Consider the following 19037-nt stretch of genomic DNA (forward strand, 5'->3'; position numbering starts at 1 on the left):
TCGCCGCCGCCTGGCGATGACCCGCGATGAGCTGCTCAGCCGTTTCCATGCGTTTTCTCGCAGGAGAGTTCTTACATCCTGCAACGCTCTATCCCACAGCCCCCGCACTATCCTCTGCCATACTCCGCCGTACACAGTTTGAAATAGTCGGCCGGTTGAATCCGTATGACCCGCCCCTTATATAGCCCGCAGTACGCGACATTTTCATCCGTCAGGAGAACGTAACAACCATGATGCGCATTCTGTTGTTTGTAGCCACCAACCTCGCGGTGGTGCTGGTTGCAAGCATTACCCTGAGCCTGTTCGGCTTCAACGGGTTCATGGCGGCCAACGGCGTTGACCTCAATCTCAGCCAACTGCTGGTCTTCTGCGCCGTGTTCGGTTTCGCCGGCTCGCTGGTCTCGCTGTTCATCTCCAAGTGGATGGCGAAGATGACCACCGGCACCCAGATCATCAGCCAGCCCCGCACCCGCCACGAACAGTGGCTGCTGCAGACGGTCGAGGAGCTGTCCCGCGAGGCCGGTATCAAGATGCCCGAAGTGGGTATCTTCCCAGCCTACGAGGCCAACGCCTTCGCCACCGGCTGGAACCGCAACGATGCCCTGGTGGCCGTCTCCCAGGGCCTGCTCGAGCGCTTCTCGCCTGATGAAGTACGCGCCGTGCTGGCCCACGAGATCGGCCACGTGGCCAACGGCGACATGGTCACCCTGGCACTGGTGCAAGGCGTGGTGAACACCTTCGTGATGTTCTTCGCCCGGATCATCGGCAACTTCGTCGACAAGGTCATCTTCAAGAACGAAGAAGGCCAGGGCATTGCCTACTACGTGGCGACCATCGTCGCCGAACTGATCCTGGGCATCCTGGCCAGCATCATCGTCATGTGGTTCTCGCGCCGCCGCGAGTACCGCGCCGACGAAGCCGGTGCCCAATTGGCCGGTACCGGCGCGATGATCGGTGCCCTGCAGCGCCTGCGCGTGGAACAAGGCATGCCTGTGCACATGCCCGACACCCTGAAGGCGTTCGGCATCAACGGCGGCCTCAAGCACGGCCTGGCGGGTCTGTTGATGAGCCACCCGCCGCTGGAAGACCGCATCGAGGCGCTGCGCCGCCGCGGTTGATCCAAACGCAAACAGAAAAGGGCGACTTCGGTCGCCCTTTTTCATTTGGCTGTCGTAAATCCCCACCTCAACGCAGCAGCCGATATACCCGCTCGACCAGGCTCGTCATCCCGGCCTGTTCGAATTTCGGGCTCTCCTGGATGATCTGCCGCTCCTCGAGCGTATCTACCTGCCAGCTGGAAAATCCTGCCCGAATCTCGTCATCCGCCACCGAGAAAGGCGGCCCGTCGAGCCGTGACTGGTCGTAGTCGAGCGTCACCAGCAAGCCCTTGCAAGCAGGCGGCAACAGTGTCGACAGCAACGCCAGATAACGCTCACGCATGGCAGGCGGCAGGGCAATCACCGCCGCGCGGTCATACAGGCCTACGCAATCACCCACATCCTGCGCCTGCAGAGCAAAGAAATCCCCGCACCACAACTCCACGTCACCGCTGCGCCAGACTTCGAAGGCACCCTGCTGGATCACCTGAGGTGTCAGACCGTGCTCGCTGAAGAAGTCCTCCACAGCCCGTCGAGACAGCTCCACGCCCAGGACCCGATGCCCCTGCCCTGCGAGCCAGGCCAGGTCCAGGCTCTTGCCGCACAACGGCACCAGCACGCGACTGCCCTGTGCCAGGCCCAACGCAGGCCAGTAGGTTTGCAGGTAAGGGTTGACGCGCGCCTGATGAAAGCCGATCTGATTGTCCGCCCACCGCTTGTGCCAGAACGCCGGCTCCATGCTTCCTCCCGGTTTTTCGATGAAATGCGCTGAAAACTTATATTGGATCTCGATCGGTAACTGATCGAAGATGAATGCATCTTAACCGCCAGGACTTTGCCATGCTGCCCAGCCTGTTCATTTCCCATGGTTCGCCCATGCTCGCCTTGCAACCTGGTGCCAGCGGGCCAGCATTATCCAAGCTGGCCAATACCCTGGCACTTCCCAAGGCGATCATCGTGGTATCGGCACATTGGGAGAGCCGCGAGCTGCTGGTGACAGGCAATCCACATCCGCCAACCTGGCATGACTTTCATGGGTTTCCTGCCGCGCTGTATGCCGTGCAATACCCTGCGGCGGGCGAGCCGGAACTGGCCCAGCAGGTGAGTGCCCGCCTGACAGCGGCCGGCCTACCCACCCGGCTGGATACCCACCGCCCCTTCGACCATGGCGCCTGGGTACCGCTGTCGCTGATGTATCCGGATGCCAGCATTCCCGTCATCCAAGTGTCACTGCCCAGCCAGCTTGGCCCTGCCCTTCAACTCAAGGTCGGCGAAGCGCTTGCGGGATTGCGGGCCGAAGGCGTGCTGCTGATCGGTTCCGGCAGCATTACCCATAACTTGGGCGAACTGGATTGGCACGCCGGGCCGGATGTGATCGAACCCTGGGCGCTGGCATTTCGGGACTGGGTGGTGGAGAAGCTGACACAGAACGACCGGGAGACTCTGCTCGACTACCGGCAGCAGGCCCCGTTTGCAGTGCGCAATCACCCGAGCGATGAACATTTGCTGCCGTTGTTCTTCGCCCTTGGGGCTGGCGAACGGTTTGGTATCGTCCACCAAGGATTCACCTTGGGGGCGTTGGGAATGGATATCTATCGGTTCGACTGAAGGGCCCTTTGGCGGTTAACCCCGCAGGTTACGCCGCGCTCAAAAATGCAGCGGCAAAAAAAATCCCCAGCCTAGGCCGGGGATTTTTCATTGCGCCAGGATCAGTCCTCGCGGTAGCGGCGCAGCTTCAGCTGCTTGCCAGCCACACGGGTGTCCTTGAGCTTGGACAGCAGACGCTCCAGACCGTCTTCGGGCAGCTCGATCAGGCTGAAGCTGTCACGGACCTGGATACGGCCGATGGCGTCACGCGCCAGGCCACCTTCGTTGAGGATCGCGCCGAGCAGGTTCTTGGCGGCGATACCGTCACGGGCACCCAGGGCGGTACGGCAACGCACGCGGCCTTCAGCCAGCGGCATCGGCGCACGACGCTCGCGATCACCACGCTCGCTGCGCTCACCGCGATCGGAACGCTCACCACGCTCACGCGGAGCGAAGGTCGGCACCAGCGGCTGCTCACGCTCGACCGAGGCCAGGTCCAGGGCTTGGCCGTTGGTGGCTTTGCGCAGCAGGGCCGAAGCCAGGGCGCGCGGGCTGCAACCCAGGTCTGCGGTCAGGCGATCGAACAATTCGCCATGGCTGGCCTCCGCCTCGGCAACCATCGGCGCCAGGCTTGCGGTCAGCTTCTTGATACGCGCATCGAGCACGGCCTGCGGGTTCGGCAGACGGGCTTCAGCGACCTTCTGCCCGGTCACGCGCTCGATGACCTGCAGCATGCGACGCTCACGCGGGGTGACCAGCAGCAGCGCACGACCCTCGCGACCGGCACGGCCGGTACGGCCGATACGGTGCACGTAGGACTCAGGATCGTACGGCATGTCGACGTTGAACACGTGAGTGATGCGCGGTACGTCCAGGCCTCGGGCGGCGACGTCAGTGGCGACGACGATGTCCAGGCGGCCATCCTTGAGCGAGTCGATGACGCGTTCACGCTGGTTCTGGGCGATGTCGCCGTTCAGCGCGGCAGCCTTGTAGCCCTTGGCTTCCAGCGCGGCGGCCAGGTCCAGGGTGGCTTGCTTGGTACGCACGAAGGCGATCAGCGCGTCGAACTCTTCCACTTCCAGCAGACGCAGCACAGCCGGGATCTTCTGGTCGGCATGGACCATCAGGTGGGCCTGGTCGATCGCGGTGACGGTCTGGGTCTTGCTCTGGATCTTGACGTGCTTCGGCTCGCGCAGGTGGCGCTCGGCGATGGAACGGATCGAAGACGGCAGGGTGGCGGAGAACAGCACGGTCTGGCGCGACTCAGGGATGGCCTTGAAGATCACTTCCAGGTCGTCCATGAAGCCGAGCTTGAGCATCTCGTCCGCCTCGTCGAGTACCAGGTACTGGACGGTGGACAGGACTTTCTCGTCGCGGCGCAGGTGGTCGCACAGGCGGCCAGGGGTGGCGACGACGATCTGTGCGCCGTTACGAATGGCGCGCAGTTGTGGGCCCATCGGGGCACCACCGTACACAGCGACCACGTTCACGCCTGGCATCTGCTTGGCGTAGGTTTCGAAGGCGGTGGCTACTTGCAGCGCCAACTCACGGGTTGGCGCCAGGATCAGGGCTTGCGGTTCGCGCTTGCTCACATCGATCTTGTTGAGGATCGGCAGGGCGAAGGCAGCGGTCTTGCCGGTGCCAGTCTGCGCCTGGCCGATCATGTCGTGACCGGCGAGGATGATCGGGATCGATTGTTGCTGGATGGCCGATGGCTCTTCATAGCCTGTGGCCAGCACGGCGGCAACGATGTTCGGATGAAGATCGAGAGCGGCGAATCCGCCGGTTTCCTGGGTCATGGGTCTGCCTCTATGTGCATCCGCAAAGACCCATGCTCCAAAGCTGCACATGCCTTGAAAGACCAAAAGGTCACCCAGGCAGCTTTGGCGGCGGGGATTTGCGAAAACGATTGAAAAAGGAACGTCTTGGGAAGGTCCGCCTAGCGGACGTGCAGCCGAAGCTGGACTCGGAGGGTTTGCACCACCTGATTTTGGGGTCCGCTAAAAGACCGGCGCGTACTATACCCGAATTGATGCCGGACCGTGAGATTTTTTTCAGTTGTGAAGGCCAGCACGCAGCAGTCAGCTACATGCGGCTGAATCGTTTCCACCAGCGTAATGGTAAGGGGCCGCTTCGCGCCCCAAGCGCAGGCTATCGCCAGCGCCTACAAGATGCCCCTGCCCGTCAGGTCGCCGGCCGGACCTCCTTGATCAGGTACTCCAGCGAATACCCCAGCCGCGGCGCCAGGGCCTCGGCGCGCTCGCGCAAACCATTGAGGTCCAGGGTTTGGTCCAGGTCTGCCGGCACCAGCAGGATGACGTTGCCTTCCTTCACCGGAAGCTCCCAGTAATGGCGGTGGTACAACCCACGCAACAGGGCCGCGCCCAGCGGCCTGCCATCATCGCCAGCCCACTGGTTGATCACCAGCCAGCCGCCGGGGTTGAGCTGCTTCTGGCAGTTTTCCAGAAAGCCCCAGGCCAAGTGGCCGACGCCCGGCCCATGGTCGGTGTAGAGGTCGACGAACAGCAGGTCGGCTTTTTCGGCCGTGGGCAGCAGCTCCAAGGCATCGCCGACCCGTACATACAGCCGCGGATCATCATCAAGGCCCATGTACTCCATGGCCAGGCGCGGCACATCCGGCCGCAGTTCGATGGCTTCGACATCATCCAAAGGCAGGAACTTCAAGCACGCCTGAGTCAATGTCCCGGCGCCCAACCCCAGGAACAACGCGCTCTCGGGCTGTTCATGGCACAGCGCGCCCACCAGCATGGCGCGGGTGTAGTCGTACTCCAGCCAGCTGGGGTCGGCGGTAAACGTGCAGCTTTGCTCGATGGCATCGCCAAACTCGAGGAAGCGGTAGTCCTCCACCTCATAGACGCTGATGACCCCGAAGGCATCCTCGACCCGGGCCAACAACCGCTCTTCCCGCTCCGTCCCCATGACCGACACCTGCCCGCGCAAAAGCCGACATTGTCCGCCAATGCCCCCGGTGCAACAAGCGCGCCGCCAACTGTTACCATGGCGATCATGCCTATAGCCGACAACACCGAGCCTGTGATGAACCGACCCTGGAGTCCCGATAGCTGGCGCGCCCTGCCGATCCAGCAGCAACCGACCTACCCCGACGCCGCGCACCTGCTCAAGGTCGAGCAGACCCTGGCCAGCTACCCGCCCCTGGTGTTCGCTGGCGAGGCGCGAGAGCTGCGCCGGCAGTTCGCCGAGGTCACGCAAGGCCGGGCGTTCCTGCTTCAGGGCGGCGACTGCGCCGAAAGCTTCGCCGAGTTCTCGGCAGCCAAGATCCGTGACACCTTCAAGGTATTGCTGCAAATGGCGATCGTCATGACCTTCGCCGCCGGCTGCCCAGTGGTGAAAGTCGGACGCATGGCCGGGCAGTTCGCCAAGCCGCGCTCCGCAGGCGACGAAACCATTGGCCAGGTGACGCTGCCGGCCTATCGGGGCGACATCGTCAACGGCATCGGTTTCGACGAGCAAAGCCGCGTCCCGGACCCGGAGCGTCTGCTACAGGCCTACCACCAGGCCACTGCCAGCCTGAACCTGCTGCGTGCATTCGCCCAGGGCGGCTTTGCCGACCTGCACCAGGTACATAAGTGGAACCTGGACTTCATCGCCAATTCGGCGCTGTCGGAGAAGTACCACCAACTGGCCGGACGGATCGACGAAACCCTGGCCTTCATGCGCGCGTGCGGTCTGGACAGCGCGCCACAACTGCGCGAAACAAGCTTCTTCACGGCACACGAAGCCTTGCTGCTCAACTACGAGGAAGCCTTCGTGCGCAGCGACAGCCTGACCGGCGACTACTACGACTGCTCGGCGCACATGCTGTGGATCGGCGACCGCACCCGGCAACTGGATGGCGCGCACGTGGAGTTCCTGCGCGGGGTGCACAACCCCATCGGGGTCAAGGTCGGCCCAAGCATGAATCCCGAGGAATTGATCCGCCTGATCGACACCCTCAACCCGGCCAACGACCCGGGACGCCTGAACCTGATCGTGCGCATGGGCGCCGGCAAGGTGGGCGATCACCTGCCCGGGTTGATTCGCACCGTCGAGCGCGAAGGCCGCAAGGTGCTGTGGAGTTCCGACCCGATGCACGGCAACACCATCAAGGCCAGCAGCGGCTACAAGACGCGGGATTTCGCGCAGATTCTCGATGAGGTGCGCCAGTTCTTCCAGGTGCACCAGGCCGAAGGCTCGTATGCCGGCGGCATCCATATCGAGATGACGGGGCAGAACGTCACCGAATGCATTGGCGGCGCACGGCCGATCACCGAGGACGGATTGTCGGATCGCTACCACACCCACTGCGACCCACGGCTCAATGCCGACCAGTCGCTGGAACTGGCATTCCTGATCGCCGAGACGCTCAAGCAAGTGCGCCGCTAAGGCCTCAATCGCGTCAACTGTTTCGCGAGTAAACCCGCTCCCACACGATCAGCGGTGATCCTGTGGGCGTGGGTTTACCCGCGAAACGACCACAGCAACACCCGATCATTTGCGCAGAGGGTCATCCCAGAATGGCCGCTCGGCCTCCTGCTGGATGTCCGCCCGGCTCAGCCCCAGGTCATGCAAGGTCGCATCGCTCAGGCTGAGCAGCTCCCGACGCTGACGGTACAACTGGTACCAGCGAAGGATCTGCGCCAGTGCGACCTCTCCCAGATGGGTGAACGAAAAGGCAGGTTTGACGTACAGGGAAGTGATCTGACCTTTCATCTTGAAGCCCTCCGTGAAGATGGCTTCAGTCTCGCGCCCGGCCTAAGATCAATCCAACGAATGTTTCTGATGCGATGCATCTCGGAGATTGATGCAATGTCCCAGTACCAGAACCTCGACGCCGACGTCCTGCGTACCTTCGTCGCCATCGCCGAGCAAGGCGGCTTCACCCGTGCCGGTGAGGTGGTCAACCGCACCCAGTCGGCGGTGAGCATGCAGATGAAACGCCTGGAAGAAGACATCCTCCAGCGCCAACTGTTCGAGCGCGACGGCCGCCAGGTACGCCTGACCGCCGAAGGCCAGGTCCTGCTCGGCTATGCCCGGCGCATCCTCAAGCTGCAGGGCGAGGTGTTCAACACCCTGCGCATGCCGCACATGGTCGGCGTGGTGCGCATCGGCACGCCAGACGACTATGCCATGCGCTTTCTGCCCACCATTCTTTCAAGCTTTGCCCAGGCGTATCCGTTGATTCAGGTCGAGGTGCACTGCGACTCGTCCAAGCAACTGATGCTGCGCCAGGACCTGGACCTGACCATCGTCACCCGCGAACCCGGCAACGAGATCGGCCAGTTACTGCGCCAGGAGCGTCTGGTCTGGGCGGCCGCCCAGGGCTTTTGCCCCCAGGAGCAACGGCCCATGCCCCTGGCCTTGTTCAACACCGATTGCTTCTGCCGCGCCTGGACGTGCAATGCCCTGGAGAGCCAAGGCATCGATTACCGCATTGCCTACACAAGCCCGAGCCTTGCGGCGATCTTCGCCATCGTCACCGCAGGCCTGGCGGTGACGGCGCAACTGCAGAGCCTGATCAGCGGCAACTTGCGCACCCTCGGCGAGCAGGAAGGCCTGCCACAACTGCCCCTGGCCAACGTGATGCTGCTGCGCAACACGCAACATCAGTCGCCCATCACCGACTGCATGGCCGATTACATCGTGGAAGGGTTCAAGTAAGGAGCGGAACTGCCGCTGTCTACAGCTCAAAGGCCAGCATCACCGCACAGACCACCAGGAAGACACAGAACAGCGTGCGCAGTACTTTTTCCGGCAGTGCGTGGGCAAGTTTCACACCCCAGCTGATGCTGAGCAGGCCACCGATGGCCAACGGAATCCCCACGTGCCAATCGACGCTACCGTGCACGCCATAGGTGACCAGAGTCACCAGGGTGCTGGGTGCGGCCAAGGCCAGGGACAACCCTTGCGCCACCACCTGGGTGGTGCCGAACACGCTGGTCAGAATCGGCGTGGCCACTACTGCCCCGCCCACACCGAACAACCCGCCCATGGCACCGGCAAAGCTGCCCAGCACGCCCAGCCATGGCCAGGGATAACGCAGCTCGGTGCTCGGCGGTGCGACCGGCAGGAACATCCGCGCCACGTTCCACACCGCCAGCGCCACCAGAAAGCCCACGAAGCCCAGACGCATGGAGTGGGCATCGATGCCGACCGCCCAGATCGACCCGAGCCAGGCGAACAGAAAGCTGCACGCCGCCAACGGCAGCGCATGGCGCAGCTCGATGCGGTTGCGCTGGTGATAGCGCCACAGCGCCAGCAACACGTTCGGCACTACCATCACCAACGCCGTCCCTTGGGCCAATTGCTGGTCGAGGCCGAACAGCACGCCAAGGGCCGGGATGGCGATCAGGCCGCCACCAATGCCGAACAGACCTCCCAGGGTGCCCAGGGCCGCGCCCAGCGCTATGTACATCAACCACTCGATCATCAGGGCCTCACCTACGTTCAACGATGCCTGCATGCTAGCGACGGATACCTGGCGGGGAAACGCACAGCAGCGCACAATGGCTTTGCGTATTTCGCACAAGCAGAGTCGACATGAGCCCCGATATCCTCACCGAACAACTGAGCCTATTCCTCGATGTACTGGAAACCGGCAGTTTTTCCGCCGCTGCCCGGCGCTATCCGCTGACGCCTTCGGCCGTGGCCCGGCGCATCGACAATCTCGAGCAAGCGGTGGGTAGCCGCTTGTTCGACCGCAGCACCCACGCCGTACGCGCCACGCCCGCCGGCAAGGCCTTCTCCGAACGGGCCCGGCGCATCATCGAGGAGCTGCGTCTGGCACGGGCCGAAGCAGTGTCGTTGAGCAGCGCGCCGGAGGGCCTGATCCGCGTCGACGCCCCCGCCGCGTTCGGGCGCCGCCACCTGGCCCCGGCCATTGCTGACTTCCTGGTGGCCTACCCGGGCCTGGACGTACAGTTGCGCTTGATCGACAGCTTCGTCGACCTGCACGGCAGTCATCTGGGAGAAGTCGATCTGGTACTGCGCGCAGGCCCTCTGGCCGATACCCGACTGGTGGCGACGCCCCTGGCGTACATGGTGCGCATTGCCTGCGCCAGCCCCGCCTACCTGGCCAGCCGCGGCGTACCCGCCAGCCCCAGCGAGCTGCCGGAGCACCATGGCCTGGACTGGGACGGCCTGGCGCCCCCCTTCGCCTGGCGTTTCACAGTGGATGGTCAGGCACGTCTGTATCGCCCCGCGCGCATGCGCATGGCTGCCAACAACGCCGAAACCTTGCTGTTCGGCGCCTTGGCCGGGCTCGGCATCGCGCATCTGCCCACTTGGTTGATCAGCGACTACCTGTTGCGAGGCGAACTGGTGCCCTTGTTCTGCGACAACGGCCTGCCTCCGGCAGAAAGCAGCGGCATCTATGCAATGCGCCTTGCACATGAAACGAACTCTCGCAGTCGCTTGCTGCTCGAATTCCTCAAGAGCCGCTTCAGCCCGATCCCTCCTTGGGACCTGGCCCTGCGCAGCGAACTGCGCGGGTAGTAAGCGCGCTAACCATCAGCGTGCTAGATTTTCACCTGAACTCATTGAAGGACCTGCATGAACGCCACCACCAACGCCCCTTGCGACGAGCTGCTGCTGGACAACCAGGTCTGCTTCGCCCTGCACTCCACCTCGTTGCTGATGACCAAAGTCTACAAGCCGCTGCTGCAAGCCTTGGGCCTGACCTATCCGCAGTACCTGGCCATGCTCGTGCTTTGGGAGCAGGACGGCCTCACCGTGGGCGAGATCAGTCAACGCTTGCTCACCGATCCCGGCTCGCTCACGCCCTTGCTCAAGCGCCTGGAAAGCGAAGGCCTGCTCAAGCGCACCCGCAGCCGCGAGGATGAACGGGTGGTACTGGTCGAACTGACCGACAAAGGCCACGCCCTGCAGGAGGAGGCCAAACGCGTGCCACCATGCATCCTGCAAGCCAGCGGGCGCAGCATCGAACGCCTGCAACAACTGCAAGCGGACCTGCTGGAGCTGCGCGCCAGTCTGCAAAAAAACCTCTGAGGACTATGCTGGGAAGGCCGTTCCGATGAGCGGCGGCAAATTTATCTTGCGCGCAAAATAATTGAACGCTAATTTAAATCCCGTACTCACCCAGCGCCATGGCGCACAGCACACAAGCGAGGCTCAAGATGCAAAAGGTCACTCCTCTGTACATCGCCGAAGCAACCTCCACTGGCGGGCGCGATGGCAAATCCCGCTCCAGCGACGGCAAGCTCGAGGTCAAGCTGAGCACCCCCAAGGAACTGGGCGGCGCAGGCGGTGAAGGTACCAACCCGGAGCAGATGTTCGCCGCTGGTTATTCCGCTTGCTTCATCGGCGCTCTGAAGTTCGTCGCGGGCCAGGCCAAGCAACAACTGCCGGCAGACACCTCGATCACGGCCAAGGTCGGCATTGGTCAGATCCCCGGTGGATTCGGCCTGGACATCGACCTGCACATCAACCTGCCGGGCCTGGCCCAGGCACAAGCCGAGGAACTGGTGGAGAAAGCGCACCACGTGTGCCCTTACTCCAACGCCACCCGCAACAACGTAGATGTAAGGCTGCATGTGACCGTCTGAGCCTTTTGACGGATCAACCCGCTTCCACCGGGCTTGTGGTGATACTTGTGGGGGGGTTAACCGCGAAGAAGGCACTGCAGTGCATGACATGAACACGTTGCAGTGGCATAAAAAACCCGGCCGAGGCCGGGTTTTTTGCGATCGCAAGAAGGATTACTTCTTGGAACGGCCCTTGAAGCTGCCGTCGCGAGTGTCGATGTCGATCATCTCGTCGATCTCGATGAAGTCGGCAACCTGTACTTCGGTGCCGTTGGCCAGTTTGGCCGGCTTCATGACCTTGCCCGAGGTGTCGCCACGTGCAGCGTTCTCGGTGTAGACAACCTGACGGCTGATGGTGGTCGGCAGTTCGACCGATACGACTTTCTCTTCGTACATGGTCAAGGCGCAGACGTCCTGCATGCCTTCTTCGATGTACGGCAGAACGGCGTCGATGTCTTCGGCGTTCAGTTCGTACATGGTGTAGTCGGTGGTGTCCATGAAGGTGTAGGCATCACCGCTGATGAAGGACAGGGTGACTTCCTTGCGATCGAGGATCACGTCGTCCAGCTTGTCGTCGGCGAAGTAGACGGTTTCAGTCTTGTAGCCGGTCAGCAGGTTCTTCAGCTTGGTCTTCATGATCGCGCTGTTGCGACCGGACTTGGTGAATTCGGCTTTCTGTACCAGCCACGGGTCGTTGTCGATCCGCAGTACGGTACCGGGTTTCAGTTCTTTACCAGTTTTCATTACGAAGTATCCGAATCTGGATGGATTTATAAAAATCGAGGCCGCATATCATAGCCAATTTCGGTAAAACTGTACCAGCGTCGTGGCAAGGTCCGGCCGAGCGGCCTGTGCGGCGCTCCATTGCCGGGCATGGGCGACGAGCTCCGCCCAATGCTCACGTACCCTGCGCCAGGCGGCGCCCATGTCCTGATCCATGTTCCAGGCACGCCAGAGCGCGACCAGCGCATCCCCTGCTTTTTCTGATAGGCCCTGGCGATAAAGCGTGAGAAAGGCCTCGAGCTTTTCCCAATGGGCATTCTCTTCCTGGACATAGATGTGCCACAGCAGCGGCCGGCCGGCCCACTGGGCACGCACGAACGAATCCTCGCCACGCACGGCATTGAAGTCGCAGGCCCAGAGCAGCCGGTCGTAGTCCTCCTGGCTGACGAAAGGCAGGATCTGCACCGTCAACGCGCCCTTGCGCCGCACATCGCCAACACCCAGGGTCGGCGCCTCGAGCCAACGACGCACATCGGCCAGGATGCGCCCCTCTGGCACCAACAGATGGCTGGGTTGGACATCCTCGACCAAGGCATCGAGCCAGTTGCCCAATTGTGCGTTCTCGTAGGCGAACAGCGAAATCAACTGCGCGCCCTCCTGCGCTTGCACGCCCAGCCCCTGGAGAAACGCCTGACGCGCCACCGGGTCCGCCTCGAACGCTTCTCGCTGGGCCAGTAGCGAGTCCTCGCGCAGCAAGCCGCCGGTCCTGTCGGTGAATCCAGGGAAGAAAAAGATCGTCCGCAGGCCATTGGGCTGTGGCGAAGGCAAGCCGTGGCAACCCTCCACCCAGTCTTCGGCACTGAGGTACTCAAGGTTCAGCCACAACGCAGGGGTGGTGCGCAAGCGCAGGGCCTCGACGTAGTCCGCAGGCAGGCGGCAGCCGAAGGCGCCGATCACCACATCGGCGGGCTCCGCCGGGTGCCACTGGGCAGGCCAGTGTCGTACCTCGACGCCCGCCTGCCATTGCTGCGAAGCGTCGGCATCGGCTTGCGGGCACAGGCGCACGAACGCGGCCAGGTCATCCACCCACAGGCGCACGGCCAGGCCCTGTTCGGCCACCAGTTGCCGGGCCAGGCGCCAGGTCACGCCGATATCACCGTAATTGTCCACGACCGTGCAGAAGATGTCCCAGGTGGCTTTCATTGCCCACTCCCCTCACCGCGCGGAAAAACCACCGATTTTGCGGATAAATTGTCGCAGACGAAAGCGCGAGGCTGAAAATATCGACCATCGCCATGCGACAATGCTGGCCACGAACCGCTTGCCAGGAGGCCATCATGCCCCGTCACCGCGAACTGAAGATTACCCTCAAGCCTGTGCAGTTGGTCCTCTGCGTGGCCTTGGGCCTGTGGCTCGGTGCCGTCGCCATCGCCCTGAGCCTGTGGCTGGCCTGGCAGTGGTGGCCGCAGCAGGTGCAACCGGTGGCCCAAGCCATTGCGCCGAGCACCTATGCCCCCGCGCCAGCGCCTGCCCAGCCCGCCGACGCCCAGGCCGAGATGTTCGAGCGCTACAAGGTCATCCTGCAGGAACAGGAGGCCCGCCAGGCCGCCGATGCCGCCCAAGGCAACCCGCGCAACCTGAACAACCCCAAGTGTCAGTTCTGGCTGCAGCAGAACCGCACCGCCCCCACCGACAAGAGCCAAGCCAACGTGCTGGAGTTCTGCTACTGACCATGGACAAGCCCACCCTGCTCGCCCGTATCGTCGAGACCCTCGTACGCGATGAAGAGGTGCTCCGGCGCGCCGCCCAGGCCGCCTACGAAGCCGCCACTGCCGAGGAGAACATCGCCGAGAACAAGTACGACACCCTGAGCCTGGAAGCCTCGTACCTCGCCACCGGCCAGGCCCGCCGTACAGCCGAGATCCGCCAGTCGCTGCTGGCGTACCAACAGTTGCTGCTGCGCGACTATGATCCAGCGCGCGGCATCCAGATCAGCAACCTCGTCACCCTGGAAGACGAAAGCGGCGATCGGCGCCTGCTGTTCCTGGGGCCGGAAGCCGCCGGGCTGAAGATCGGCTCTGGGGATGAGCAGGTGACGGTCATCACCCCGCGCTCACCCTTGGGGCAGCAGTTGCTGGGCAAGAAGGTCGATGACGAGGTGAGCCTGATGGTGGCCGCAGTGGCGCAGGTCCAGGTGGTGGTCGAGGTAGTCTGAACGCCCCCCCTTCGCTGGCTTCCCGCGAACGGATCACCGCCAACCTACAACGCTTCCAGGGCATTGAAGCGCCTCGCCAACCCCTGCTCGCCAAAGCGCTGTACCACAAAATCAATGAACGCCCGGGTCTTGCCCGGCAGCAGCTTGTGCTCGGCGTAGTACAGGCTGATATGCCCATCGTCGACATACCAGTCCGGCAGTACTCTGCGCAGCCGCCCGGCCACCAGATAGGGCACTGCGAAAGGCAGGCTGACCAGGGCAATGCCCAACCCCTGCTCGGCCACTACACAGGCGGCGTCCGAATCGCTCATGGTCATCGCCTGGTGCAGTTGCAAGGGCCTCTGCTCCTGCCAGCGGCTGGTCAACGGCCAGGAACGCACGCGGCCGGTCTGCGGCGAACGAATCAGGATGCCGGCATGCCGTGGCAAGACCTCGGGCGCATCAATCGACCCGTGCCGTTGCAAATAGTCAGGTGCCGCCACCAGCACCCGATGCGCAGGCGTCAACTTGCGCGCCACCACGCCCGGTGGCAGCTCGAAGCCGCCGCCGATGGCTGCATCGAAGCCCTGGCCAATGAGATCGACCTGGCGGTTGTCGAAATGCCAATCGGGGATGATCGCCGGATAGCGCTGCAAGAACTCCCCTAGCAACGGCAATACGTACAGCCGCCCGAACACCGTACCCATGCTTACCCGCAACGCCCCGGCCGGCTGGCCCTCGGCACTGGCCAGGTTGGCCATGGCGTACTGGATGGTACGAAAGCTGTCGCTCACCTCGCCCAGAAACCGCTGCCCCGCTTCGGTCAGGGTCAGCTTGCGGGTGCTGCGCTGGAACAACCGCACCCCCAAACGTGCTTCCAACTGGGCAACGTTCTTACCGACGGCCGCCGGGGTCAGGGATAGCCGCCGGGCCGCCTCGGCGAAACTGCCGACTTCGGCGCTGCGAATGAAGCATTCCAGCGTGCTGAACGATTCCATGGCCATGATTACCAACCCAAGGTTTACTCTGCTAATAGCGATTGCCATCTTATCAGCAGGTAATCCACGGTCGATACTGGCGTCCATCCAAGGCATCGGGCCTTGCTTCGAAGCAGGAGATCAGCATGTCCAACGCATTCAACCTCAACGGCAAGGTGGCCCTGGTCCAGGGCGGTTCCCGCGGCATCGGCGCGGCCATCGTCCGCCGTCTGGCCAAGGAAGGCGCCCAGGTCGCCTTCACCTATGTCAGCGCTACCGACACCGCCGCCGCACTGGCTGCCGACATCAACGCCAATGGCGGTCAGGCCCTGGCCCTGCGCGCTGACAGCGCCGACGCCGTCGCCGTGCAGCAGGCCGTGCAGGCCACCGTCGAAGCCTTCGGCCGCCTCGACATCCTGGTGAACAATGCCGGTGTGCTCGCCGTGGCCCCGGTGACCGAGTTCGACCTCGCCGAGTTCGACCGCATGCTGGCCATCAACGTGCGCAGCGTGTTCGTCGCCAGCCAGGCCGCGGCGCGCCACATGGGCCAGGGCGGACGCATCATCAACATCGGCAGCACCAACGCCGAGCGCATGCCGTTCGCAGGCGGCGCGCCCTATGCCATGAGCAAGTCGGCGCTGGTCGGCCTGACCCGCGGCATGGCCCGTGACCTGGGCCCGCAGGGCATCACCGTGAACAATGTGCAGCCTGGGCCGGTGGACACCGACATGAACCCGGCCTCCGGCGAGTTCGCCGACAGCCTGATCCCGCTGATGGCCATCGGGCGCTATGGGCAGGCCGACGAGATCGCCAGCTTCGTGGCTTACCTGGCCGGGCCCGAAGCCGGCTATATCACCGGCGCGAGCCTGACCGCCGATGGGGGCTTTGCCGCCTGAGTATCGCCCTGCTCATAGGTCAACCCGCTCCCGCCAGATCACCGTGATCCGCTGGGAGCGGGTTGACCCGCGAACACCAGGGCGAGGCCTCAAAGTGGTTGCAGATGCGCTTGGAGCAACTCGAGAAACGCCCGCGCCGCCGGCGTCGGACTACTCGACCACACCGCATACAGATGACGCACCGGCGCATCGTCCAGGTGTGCCATGGCCACGCCTTGGAAGCCCTGGGCGATACGTTCCGGGACCAAGCCCACGGCCATACCGCGCTGGACGAACTTTTCCACCAGACGGATATGACCGATCTCGAACTGCACCCGGCGCTGCACACCCGCCGCCAAAAACGCTTCATCGGTCTGCCGGCGCGCACCGGTACCCTCGGGAAAGTCCACCAACACCTGGTCCGAAAGCTCCGCCAGGGCCAGTTGCCCACGATTTGCCAGAGGATGGTCCGGATGCAATACCGCCACCAAGGCCTCACGCGCCAGCAAACGATGCTCCACGCCCTGCAGCGTCTCGCCTTGCCAGAGGCCAATGAACCCGACGTCCAGGCGGCGCTCGCAGACATCGGCCACCAGCCATTCGCTCTTGGCGGTCAACCAGCGGATGTCCACATCCGGGTAGCGTTGGTGGAACACCGCCAGCAGGTCGACCAGATCGAGCGCCGTGAGCGAACTGATTTCACCGATCGCCAACCGTCCTCGCACTTGGCCGCAGGCTGCGGCGACGTCCTCGGGGATGCGCAACGCCGCCTCCACCGCAGGGCGGGCGCTGAGCACGAAGGCTTCACCGGCCGGCGTCAGTCGTACCCGCCGCGAACTGCGCTCGAACAGGCTCACCCCCAGTTGCGCCTCCAGCCGCGCCACCTGATGGCTGAGCGCCGACTGCACCACATGGCAACGTTCGGCGGCGCGGGTGAAACTGCCGGTGTCGGCCACGGCCAAGGCATATTCGAGCTGCTTGAGGTTCATGGATTGATCTGTTTTCGAGATAGATAAGTTGAAAACTATACATTGGCGTCATGCCGTGCACTTCCCGATACTTGCCTTCACTTCCGATTGCCCGCAACGAGAGCAGCCATGACCACCCCCTCCCTGAGCCGCGCCTTGATCCTGCTGATGGCCACCGCCACAGGCCTTGCCGTGGCCAGTAACTACTACGCCCAACCTCTGCTGCACAGCATCGCTGAACAGTTCGGCCTGGACACCGCCAGCGCCGGGACCATCGTCATCGCCGCCCAGCTCAGCTACGGGGCCGGCCTGTTGCTGCTGGCACCGCTGGGCGACTTGTTCGAACAGCGCCGGCTGATCGTCTGCATGGTCGCCATCGCCACCCTGGGCCTGGTGATCAGCGCCTGCGCGCCGAGCCTGCCCTGGCTGTTGCTGGGCACAGCGCTGACCGGCCTGTTCTCGGTCGTGGCCCAGGTGCTGGTGCCCATGGCCGCCACCCTCAGCGCCCCGGAGCAACGCGGCCGCGCGGTGGGTACGCTGATGAGCGGCCTGCTGCTGGGCATTCTCCTGGCGCGCACTGCCGCAGGGTTCATGGCAGAAATCGGCGGCTGGCGCAGCATCTATGTGCTGGCCGCGGTATTGATGGCGGTGACCGCCATCGCCCTGTATCGCAGCCTGCCGCAGCATCATTCCCATGCAGGGCTCAAGTACCCGGCCCTGATCGGCTCGGTGTTCCGCCTGTTCGTCGAGGAGCCGGTACTGCGACTGCGCTCGCTGCTGGGCCTGCTGGCGTTCAGCCTGTTCGCCTTGTTCTGGACACCCCTGGCCTTCCTGCTGGCCCGTGAGCCCTACCAGTATTCCGACGCCGTGATCGGCCTGTTCGGCCTGGCAGGTGCGGCCGGTGCGTTGTCGGCCAACTGGGCTGGACGCCTGGCCGACCGTGGCCAAGGCTCGCTGGGCACCACCGTCGGGTTGATCGCCCTGCTGCTGTCGTGGGTGCCGCTGGGCTTTGCCCAGAGTTCGCTGGTGGCCTTGCTGATCGGGGTGCTGGTGCTGGATCTTGCGGTGCAGTTGATACACGTCAGCAACCAGAACGCAGTGATCGCCCTGCGCCCGGAAGCCCGCACACGGCTGAATGCCGGGTACATCACCTGCTACTTCATTGGCGGCGCGCTGGGTTCGCTGCTGGGTACCCAGCTGTTCCAACGCCAGGGCTGGATGGGGATCGTCGTGGCTGGATTGATCATCGGCACGCTGGCCCTGGTGGTATGGGCGCTGGCCGAGCGCAAGCGCAAGCTGACTGTGCAGACGGCATGACTGTCTGACCTTTCGCGCCCCCACCGGACCTGCGCAGCTCTTGTGGGGGGTATCGAGACGTCGAACCGCCAGGCAGCAGACTCCGCGGTGGATGGCACCGCCGAACCTGTGGGAGCGGGTTCACCCGCGAAAGGGCCGGAGCAGATGATCATCGTTGTTCCTGCCCGTGGGATAACCCGCAGAAACCGCACCATCCTGCGGCAATGCGCCATCCACCCTCCGTCGCCTGCCCGTTGACTTGCTGAGCGCCACAGCGCTCAGTAGGCGCTGGTCAAAGCCCTTTCCCGGACAGGACGACACAATGACAAGACTCACGGTGCAATCCGGCGATTTCTTGCAAGGTGAAGGCGAGTATCGCAATGGATCGCTCACACTCAAGACCCCGCGCAGCCCATCGCCAGGCGAGCGGATTTCCCTCACTCGTATCCAGGACCTCAGGCTCGCGAGCCTCGAGCCCAGTCGCAGCCTGGGCAGTGCCATCGGCTGGGGCGTGGCAGGTGCCTTGGTGGCCGGGCCGGTCGGTCTGCTTGCCGGGCTCTGGCTCGGCGGCAAGGACGAAGAGGCGACATTCCTGGCGACCTTCAAGGACGGTCGCAAATTGATGGCCATCACCGATGGCAAGACCTGGTCGAAGATCGACGACAACTGGCGCAAACAGCAGCGCGCCCCCGCTGGCTAAACATTTTCGTCACCCAATCGTTTCAGTCGCCAGGCACCTGCGAAATGCAGGCGCCTGGC

20 protein-coding genes and 1 pseudogene are annotated in these 19037 nt (G+C 63.6%); 12 read left to right on the forward strand and 9 right to left on the reverse strand.

Translation table 11 applies throughout. The features are described 5' to 3' along the window. The first annotated feature begins 230 nt into the window (after positions 1-230). Positions 231-1118 (forward strand): protease HtpX, encoded by an 888-nt coding sequence (htpX, locus tag ACNFCH_RS15180; protein WP_196163887.1) that lies wholly within the window; start codon positions 231-233, stop codon positions 1116-1118. A gap of 67 nt (positions 1119-1185) precedes the next feature. On the opposite strand, the gene ACNFCH_RS15185 is transcribed toward htpX, so the two are convergent. Then, the gene (locus tag ACNFCH_RS15185) at positions 1186-1836 is read right to left on the reverse strand and encodes a thiopurine S-methyltransferase (protein ID WP_416743051.1); all 651 of its coding nucleotides are present in this window, start codon (positions 1834-1836) and stop codon (positions 1186-1188) included. Positions 1837-1937: 101 nt separating this feature from the next. On the opposite strand from ACNFCH_RS15185, the gene ACNFCH_RS15190 reads away from it, so the two are divergent. Then, entirely contained in the window at positions 1938-2705 is a 768-nt protein-coding gene (locus tag ACNFCH_RS15190; RefSeq protein ID WP_337157588.1) for a class III extradiol ring-cleavage dioxygenase, read from the forward strand. Positions 2706-2806: 101 nt separating this feature from the next. Here ACNFCH_RS15190 and ACNFCH_RS15195 read toward each other — a convergent pair. Beyond that, positions 2807-4517, reverse strand: a pseudogene (locus tag ACNFCH_RS15195) (DEAD/DEAH box helicase). Positions 4518-4868: 351 nt separating this feature from the next. After that, positions 4869-5624 (reverse strand): spermidine synthase, encoded by a 756-nt coding sequence (locus ACNFCH_RS15200; protein ID WP_196163890.1) that lies wholly within the window; start codon positions 5622-5624, stop codon positions 4869-4871. A gap of 117 nt (positions 5625-5741) precedes the next feature. Here ACNFCH_RS15200 and ACNFCH_RS15205 point away from each other — a divergent pair, with 117 nt between their 5' ends. Then, complete coding sequence (locus ACNFCH_RS15205) at positions 5742-7088, forward strand: class II 3-deoxy-7-phosphoheptulonate synthase (RefSeq protein WP_337157578.1); 1347 nt, start codon at positions 5742-5744, stop codon at positions 7086-7088. Between the two features lie 105 nt (positions 7089-7193). Here ACNFCH_RS15205 and ACNFCH_RS15210 read toward each other — a convergent pair whose 3' ends face one another. Continuing rightward, the gene (locus tag ACNFCH_RS15210) at positions 7194-7415 is read right to left on the reverse strand and encodes a DUF1127 domain-containing protein (RefSeq protein WP_196163892.1); all 222 of its coding nucleotides are present in this window, start codon (positions 7413-7415) and stop codon (positions 7194-7196) included. Positions 7416-7511: 96 nt separating this feature from the next. Here ACNFCH_RS15210 and ACNFCH_RS15215 point away from each other — a divergent pair, with 96 nt between their 5' ends. Next, positions 7512-8363 carry a LysR substrate-binding domain-containing protein gene (locus tag ACNFCH_RS15215; protein ID WP_337157577.1) on the forward strand — a complete coding sequence of 284 codons (852 nt, stop codon included), beginning with the start codon at positions 7512-7514 and terminating at the stop codon, positions 8361-8363. Between the two features lie 19 nt (positions 8364-8382). Here the strand turns inward: ACNFCH_RS15215 and ACNFCH_RS15220 are convergent, their stop codons facing one another. Then, entirely contained in the window at positions 8383-9132 is a 750-nt protein-coding gene (locus ACNFCH_RS15220; protein ID WP_416743075.1) for a sulfite exporter TauE/SafE family protein, read from the reverse strand. Between the two features lie 110 nt (positions 9133-9242). On the opposite strand from ACNFCH_RS15220, the gene ACNFCH_RS15225 reads away from it, so the two are divergent. The 3 genes from ACNFCH_RS15225 to ACNFCH_RS15235 all read left to right on the forward strand — a co-directional run bounded on the left by ACNFCH_RS15225 (position 9243) and on the right by ACNFCH_RS15235 (position 11266). After that, the gene (locus tag ACNFCH_RS15225) at positions 9243-10196 is read left to right on the forward strand and encodes a LysR family transcriptional regulator (RefSeq protein ID WP_416743052.1); all 954 of its coding nucleotides are present in this window, start codon (positions 9243-9245) and stop codon (positions 10194-10196) included. Between the two features lie 57 nt (positions 10197-10253). Continuing rightward, entirely contained in the window at positions 10254-10709 is a 456-nt protein-coding gene (locus tag ACNFCH_RS15230; RefSeq protein ID WP_337157575.1) for a MarR family transcriptional regulator, read from the forward strand. A 128-nt stretch (positions 10710-10837) separates the two neighbouring features. Beyond that, on the forward strand, positions 10838-11266 hold the full coding sequence (locus ACNFCH_RS15235; RefSeq protein WP_337157574.1) for an organic hydroperoxide resistance protein: 429 nt from the start codon (positions 10838-10840) through the stop codon (positions 11264-11266). A 153-nt stretch (positions 11267-11419) separates the two neighbouring features. On the opposite strand, the gene efp is transcribed toward ACNFCH_RS15235, so the two are convergent. Both efp and earP read right to left on the reverse strand, forming a co-directional pair. Then, complete coding sequence (efp, locus tag ACNFCH_RS15240) at positions 11420-11989, reverse strand: elongation factor P (RefSeq protein ID WP_062573262.1); 570 nt, start codon at positions 11987-11989, stop codon at positions 11420-11422. Between the two features lie 48 nt (positions 11990-12037). Next, positions 12038-13171 carry an elongation factor P maturation arginine rhamnosyltransferase EarP gene (gene earP, locus ACNFCH_RS15245; protein WP_416743053.1) on the reverse strand — a complete coding sequence of 378 codons (1134 nt, stop codon included), beginning with the start codon at positions 13169-13171 and terminating at the stop codon, positions 12038-12040. A 134-nt stretch (positions 13172-13305) separates the two neighbouring features. Between earP and ACNFCH_RS15250 the strand changes: the two genes are divergently transcribed. Next, positions 13306-13698, forward strand: a complete 393-nt coding sequence (locus ACNFCH_RS15250; RefSeq protein ID WP_416743054.1) for a hypothetical protein — start codon at positions 13306-13308, stop codon at positions 13696-13698. Positions 13699-13700: 2 nt separating this feature from the next. Then, positions 13701-14183: a GreA/GreB family elongation factor gene (locus tag ACNFCH_RS15255; protein ID WP_416743055.1), complete on the forward strand. Its 483-nt coding sequence runs from the start codon at positions 13701-13703 to the stop codon at positions 14181-14183. Positions 14184-14227: 44 nt separating this feature from the next. Here ACNFCH_RS15255 and ACNFCH_RS15260 read toward each other — a convergent pair whose 3' ends face one another. Next, positions 14228-15166, reverse strand: coding sequence for a LysR family transcriptional regulator (locus tag ACNFCH_RS15260; RefSeq protein WP_416743056.1), 939 nt, complete (start codon positions 15164-15166; stop codon positions 14228-14230). A gap of 119 nt (positions 15167-15285) precedes the next feature. Between ACNFCH_RS15260 and ACNFCH_RS15265 the strand changes: the two genes are divergently transcribed. Further along, a complete protein-coding gene (locus ACNFCH_RS15265; protein WP_070093757.1) occupies positions 15286-16035 on the forward strand; it encodes a 3-oxoacyl-ACP reductase family protein in 750 nt (249 codons plus the stop codon). Between the two features lie 89 nt (positions 16036-16124). Here the strand turns inward: ACNFCH_RS15265 and ACNFCH_RS15270 are convergent, their stop codons facing one another. After that, entirely contained in the window at positions 16125-17003 is an 879-nt protein-coding gene (locus ACNFCH_RS15270) for a LysR family transcriptional regulator (RefSeq protein WP_196163903.1), read from the reverse strand. 108 nt (positions 17004-17111) lie between these two features. Here ACNFCH_RS15270 and ACNFCH_RS15275 point away from each other — a divergent pair, with 108 nt between their 5' ends. After that, entirely contained in the window at positions 17112-18299 is a 1188-nt protein-coding gene (locus ACNFCH_RS15275) for an MFS transporter (protein WP_416743057.1), read from the forward strand. A 301-nt stretch (positions 18300-18600) separates the two neighbouring features. Next, entirely contained in the window at positions 18601-18978 is a 378-nt protein-coding gene (locus ACNFCH_RS15280; protein ID WP_416743058.1) for a hypothetical protein, read from the forward strand. Positions 18979-19037: the final 59 nt, after the last annotated feature.

The organism is Pseudomonas sp. NY15354 (genome assembly GCF_048068075.1).
Classification (GTDB): Bacteria; Pseudomonadota; Gammaproteobacteria; order Pseudomonadales; family Pseudomonadaceae; genus Aquipseudomonas; species Aquipseudomonas guariconensis_C.

Excerpts from the sequence above, each read along its gene's own strand:
- htpX (WP_196163887.1), top strand. The coding sequence starts at position 231 with ATGATGCGCATTCTGTTGTTTGTAGCCACCAACCTCGCGGTGGTGCTG.
- ACNFCH_RS15185 (WP_416743051.1), bottom strand. The coding sequence starts at position 1,836 with ATGGAGCCGGCGTTCTGGCACAAGCGGTGGGCGGACAATCAGATCGGC.
- ACNFCH_RS15190 (WP_337157588.1), top strand. The coding sequence starts at position 1,938 with ATGCTGCCCAGCCTGTTCATTTCCCATGGTTCGCCCATGCTCGCCTTG.
- ACNFCH_RS15200 (WP_196163890.1), bottom strand. The coding sequence starts at position 5,624 with ATGGGGACGGAGCGGGAAGAGCGGTTGTTGGCCCGGGTCGAGGATGCC.
- ACNFCH_RS15205 (WP_337157578.1), top strand. The coding sequence starts at position 5,742 with ATGAACCGACCCTGGAGTCCCGATAGCTGGCGCGCCCTGCCGATCCAG.
- ACNFCH_RS15210 (WP_196163892.1), bottom strand. The coding sequence starts at position 7,415 with ATGAAAGGTCAGATCACTTCCCTGTACGTCAAACCTGCCTTTTCGTTC.
- ACNFCH_RS15215 (WP_337157577.1), top strand. The coding sequence starts at position 7,512 with ATGTCCCAGTACCAGAACCTCGACGCCGACGTCCTGCGTACCTTCGTC.
- ACNFCH_RS15220 (WP_416743075.1), bottom strand. The coding sequence starts at position 9,132 with ATGATCGAGTGGTTGATGTACATAGCGCTGGGCGCGGCCCTGGGCACC.
- ACNFCH_RS15225 (WP_416743052.1), top strand. The coding sequence starts at position 9,243 with ATGAGCCCCGATATCCTCACCGAACAACTGAGCCTATTCCTCGATGTA.
- ACNFCH_RS15230 (WP_337157575.1), top strand. The coding sequence starts at position 10,254 with ATGAACGCCACCACCAACGCCCCTTGCGACGAGCTGCTGCTGGACAAC.
- ACNFCH_RS15235 (WP_337157574.1), top strand. The coding sequence starts at position 10,838 with ATGCAAAAGGTCACTCCTCTGTACATCGCCGAAGCAACCTCCACTGGC.
- efp (WP_062573262.1), bottom strand. The coding sequence starts at position 11,989 with ATGAAAACTGGTAAAGAACTGAAACCCGGTACCGTACTGCGGATCGAC.
- earP (WP_416743053.1), bottom strand. The coding sequence starts at position 13,171 with ATGAAAGCCACCTGGGACATCTTCTGCACGGTCGTGGACAATTACGGT.
- ACNFCH_RS15250 (WP_416743054.1), top strand. The coding sequence starts at position 13,306 with ATGCCCCGTCACCGCGAACTGAAGATTACCCTCAAGCCTGTGCAGTTG.
- ACNFCH_RS15255 (WP_416743055.1), top strand. The coding sequence starts at position 13,701 with ATGGACAAGCCCACCCTGCTCGCCCGTATCGTCGAGACCCTCGTACGC.
- ACNFCH_RS15260 (WP_416743056.1), bottom strand. The coding sequence starts at position 15,166 with ATGGCCATGGAATCGTTCAGCACGCTGGAATGCTTCATTCGCAGCGCC.
- ACNFCH_RS15265 (WP_070093757.1), top strand. The coding sequence starts at position 15,286 with ATGTCCAACGCATTCAACCTCAACGGCAAGGTGGCCCTGGTCCAGGGC.
- ACNFCH_RS15270 (WP_196163903.1), bottom strand. The coding sequence starts at position 17,003 with ATGAACCTCAAGCAGCTCGAATATGCCTTGGCCGTGGCCGACACCGGC.
- ACNFCH_RS15275 (WP_416743057.1), top strand. The coding sequence starts at position 17,112 with ATGACCACCCCCTCCCTGAGCCGCGCCTTGATCCTGCTGATGGCCACC.
- ACNFCH_RS15280 (WP_416743058.1), top strand. The coding sequence starts at position 18,601 with ATGACAAGACTCACGGTGCAATCCGGCGATTTCTTGCAAGGTGAAGGC.